This window comes from Pseudomonas urethralis (genome assembly GCF_021602465.1).
GTDB lineage: Bacteria > Pseudomonadota > Gammaproteobacteria > Pseudomonadales > Pseudomonadaceae > Aquipseudomonas > Aquipseudomonas vlassakiae.
On record NZ_BQIJ01000042.1, the window covers coordinates 1 to 3,466 of the forward strand.

Consider the following 3,466-nt stretch of genomic DNA (forward strand, 5'->3'; position numbering starts at 1 on the left):
CGCTGCTTCTCGGTGGTCTGGACCATGGTGCCCAGCAGCCCGAGTTGCTCGATAAAGGAGCCCTGGCTGTCCCAGGCGGTGTACAGGCAGTCGTGCCACGCCTGACGCGCGCTGTTCAGTTGCATGGGCCGCCCTCCTCGCGCTTACGCTTGGCCTTGATGACCATGCCTCGCACGATCGCGTAACTGCCGAAGATGGCCATGGCCAGGATCAGCAGCTGGCCGCTGTCGGTTGGTGTCCAGTTCATGCTGCTGCCCTCCTAAGGTCTTTGAGTTTTTGCCTGTACAGGGCCTTGATGGCCTGCAGGTCTTCGATGGTCAGGCGCTGGGGCTTATGAGGCCCTTCGATCCAATCAACCTGGTCGGCGCCGATGCGCTTCACCAGGCGGATGCGGTACTCGACCGCGTTACCCGACAGGTTGCGGTTGCACTTCACGCACTGGCGGTGGACGTTGAGCGGCTCGAACCGCAGCTCCGGGCAGGCGCCCACTGACCGGTAGTGGCCGGCGTCCCAGCGGCTGCCGGTGATGAGGTCGTGGTCGCTCGGCAGCGAGTCGCAGCTGATGCACGGCAGGCCGGCGTCACGCTCACGGATGTAGGCGTTGAACGCAGTCTGGGCCTCGGCCACGTGCTCGCGGCGGGTCTTCAGCTTCTCCCGACGCTCCTGCAGCTCCTTTCGGGCCTGCTTGGTGATGGCCTTGGCCGCGACCTTCTGCACCTTCGAATCCTTCGACATGGCCAGCGCACAGGCAATGCTGCACACCTTCTGCGTGGACATGGACGGCTTGAAGAGCTGTCCGCAACCTGGTGCCTTGCATTTCTTCGGCTTGATCTCGGCTACGCGCATGGCTCGGCCTCCTTGACTTTCTGCTGCTCGGGTTCGAAGTCGCCGCGCAGGGGCATCAGCGATTTCTCATTTCCCGCAACACGGCTAACCAGAACCTGCTTCCCTGTTTTCGTGTAGGTCGCAATCAGGTCATTTGCATCTACGGTCCAAGCAATTACGCCATCAGGCACAGATTGCTTTCCCTTTTCGTTTTGGATCGTGACTGGTCCGACATAACGCTGGACGAGGTTTACGACCCGCCCGGAGTTTTCGCCTTTGATGATCATGGCCAGGTCACCCGGCTTGAATTGATGACTCATGAGTAGCGGCCCTCCCAATGGTCCTGCGCAGTCCAGCGCACGCCGTGCTCGGCGCCGAAGGCATGCATCACCTCGAACAGGTCGCTGAACCACTTCTGTGACTGCTTGCGGGTCGAGACGCCCAGGACGACGAAACCACCGTCGATACCCGGTACCGCGTCCTGCTTCTGCACCGCCGCGCTGAAGATGTGCTTCCAGTCCTCGTCGGTGAGCTTGCGGCCGTACCACTCCACCTGCTGGGAGACGTCGCGGAGCATGGCCCACATCTTCCGGTTGCAGACGTCCGGGCGCTTCTCGTCACGGATGACGATCAGCTTGGGCTTCGTGAAATCCTGGGCCTGCAGGCGACCCAGAAGTTGATCAGCGTCGGCCATGCTGCGCATCAGGAACTCAGTCATGGCCCACCTCACAGCGCGCCGCGCAGCTCTCCCCCTGTGCGTCACAGCAGACCTGGCAGCCGGACAGGGCCAGCAGCAGGATTACGGTCATGGCGGTCTTCACACCCCCTCCCCGGCCGGCTGCCCGGCGCGCTTGATGTTCAACTTGGCGAGATGGCTCATTGGCTCTTCCTCATGAGTTCGGCAATGGCCTCGCGGGCCTTACGCTTGCGCAGGTAGGTATCAACACGGATCACCTTGGATTCCTTGAGGCGCTCCTTCTCCTTGCGCTCCTTGGCGGCATCAAGGATCTGGCGAACCTCGGCCAGCTTCTCGCGGACCTTTGGACTGACCTTGGCCCGCACTTCGCCGGTGAGCAGGCCGGCGATGGCCTCACCGTCTTCGGTGATTGGCGCGATGCGCAGGTCTGCCAGGTACTTCGCGCCTGTCTCGTGGGTAATGAGCTGGGCGCGAACGGCGGATTCGATGGCCGTCACCCGGCGGCCAGCGTCGTAGCCCAGCGATACCTCCCACTTCGCCGGCTGATCCTCGGCACGGGCGAAGCTGACCAGGCGCTCGTAGGCGCTCATGAAGGCCATCCTGGCGCCGATCTTGTCGCCAGCCTCAAGGATTGGCTCGGAGGCGATCATGGCCTGGCGGATTTCAGTGGTGAGCACCACGGTCTCGTGCTCGTCACTGGCCGCGAGGGCGATCGACCATGCCTCATCCTTGCCGGGGCGGGAGTCAGCCGCATGGATGTGCTTGAGGACCATGCCGAGCGAAAGGCGCCCAGCAGGCTCTCTACGGCACGCACGCAGTGCGCCGATGATGACGCCAGGCTCATAGGCCGAAAGGTCCTCAGCGATGAGCTGAGCGCCTCCAGCGCTGATTGCCTGCCCCATCGCCTCGGCAGTGGCGCAGATGGCCACGGCCAGTTCGGCTTGTTGGTCAGAGGAAAGCATTGCGCTTACCCCCCTGCCCGTTTCGGATAGCGTCAGCCGCTTCCTGCGCCGCGTTCATGTTCGCCTGGGTCTGCTCCTGCTGGCGGGCAGTCGTGGCGTTCATCTGGCGGTTTGTCACCCACTGGGTGTGGTAGGCCTCGGCCTTGGCCAGCAGGTCGCCCAAGTTGTGGCAGCCGTTGATCAAGCGGGCGTCGTTGATCGTCAGGAAGTACGCGGCTACATGGTGAGCGACATCGATGCCGAGACGGCTGATCAGCTGCCCAACCTGCCCCCCTGCCTTGGCATTCCATACCGGCCACGCGTGGTAGCGTTTGCGGTAGGCCATGGCGTAGTTCGCCCAGGCCTTGAAGGTTTTGCAGGACTGGTCCTTCGGCCCTGGCATATCTGCCGGGATCTCGCAGCGCGGCTGCTGAGCCGTAAACGGAACCACGATACCCTCCGCGACCACGGCTTCAGCCTGGGTCGCAACTGGTTCAGTGACTGGTTCCTTTACTGATTCAAAAGAGTGACTGGTTCTGGGTGCAGCTCCTGCACTACCCCCTAGTGAATCTGCTGCACTAGGGGGTGAACCTGCTGCACTACCCTGGTGAATCTCCTGCACTACCCCTAGTGAATCTCCTGCACCACTCAAGGTAAGGTAGTAGACGTTCGAAGAGTTACCCTTTGGTCCGCCCTTGCGGATCTCTTTACGCAACAGGCCGGCACCGCACAGGGTGTTGATATGGTTCATGACCGAGCGCTTGCTGATTTCGCACTGATCGGCAACGTGCTGGTATGACGGCCAGCACTCGCCCAAGTCGTTGGCGTTGTCTGCAAGCTTGATCAGCACCAGCTTGCGCAGCGGGTTGCCGACCTTGGTCTTCATGGCCTTGACCATCAGTTCCATGCTCATTGGCCGCGCTCCTTGGCCGCGTCGATAGCCTCACGCAGGCTCGGCATTGCTCCGGCTCGGTTGTGGAACCACATGACCTCCAGCGACTTT

At 62.2% G+C, this 3,466-nt stretch carries 6 protein-coding genes; all 6 read right to left on the reverse strand.

Features of this window, described 5'->3' with window-relative positions; genetic code table 11:
* Positions 1–115: 115 nt before the first annotated feature.
* A complete protein-coding gene (locus L6D64_RS28345; RefSeq protein ID WP_276575185.1) occupies positions 116–247 on the reverse strand; it encodes a hypothetical protein in 132 nt (43 codons plus the stop codon).
* On the reverse strand, positions 244–846 hold the full coding sequence (locus tag L6D64_RS28010) for a recombination protein NinG (RefSeq protein ID WP_176510289.1): 603 nt from the start codon (positions 844–846) through the stop codon (positions 244–246). Before L6D64_RS28010 ends, L6D64_RS28345 begins: the two co-directional genes overlap by 4 nt.
* Entirely contained in the window at positions 837–1,145 is a 309-nt protein-coding gene (locus L6D64_RS28015) for a KOW domain-containing RNA-binding protein (protein ID WP_176510290.1), read from the reverse strand. Before L6D64_RS28015 ends, L6D64_RS28010 begins: the two co-directional genes overlap by 10 nt.
* Positions 1,142–1,543, reverse strand: a complete 402-nt coding sequence (locus L6D64_RS28020; protein ID WP_176510291.1) for a recombination protein NinB — start codon at positions 1,541–1,543, stop codon at positions 1,142–1,144. Before L6D64_RS28020 ends, L6D64_RS28015 begins: the two co-directional genes overlap by 4 nt.
* A 158-nt stretch (positions 1,544–1,701) precedes the next feature.
* Complete coding sequence (locus L6D64_RS28025; protein ID WP_176510292.1) at positions 1,702–2,484, reverse strand: hypothetical protein; 783 nt, start codon at positions 2,482–2,484, stop codon at positions 1,702–1,704.
* Positions 2,471–3,376, reverse strand: a complete 906-nt coding sequence (locus L6D64_RS28030; RefSeq protein WP_236192661.1) for a helix-turn-helix domain-containing protein — start codon at positions 3,374–3,376, stop codon at positions 2,471–2,473. The genes L6D64_RS28025 and L6D64_RS28030 overlap by 14 nt, the downstream gene beginning before the upstream one ends.
* Positions 3,377–3,466: the final 90 nt, after the last annotated feature.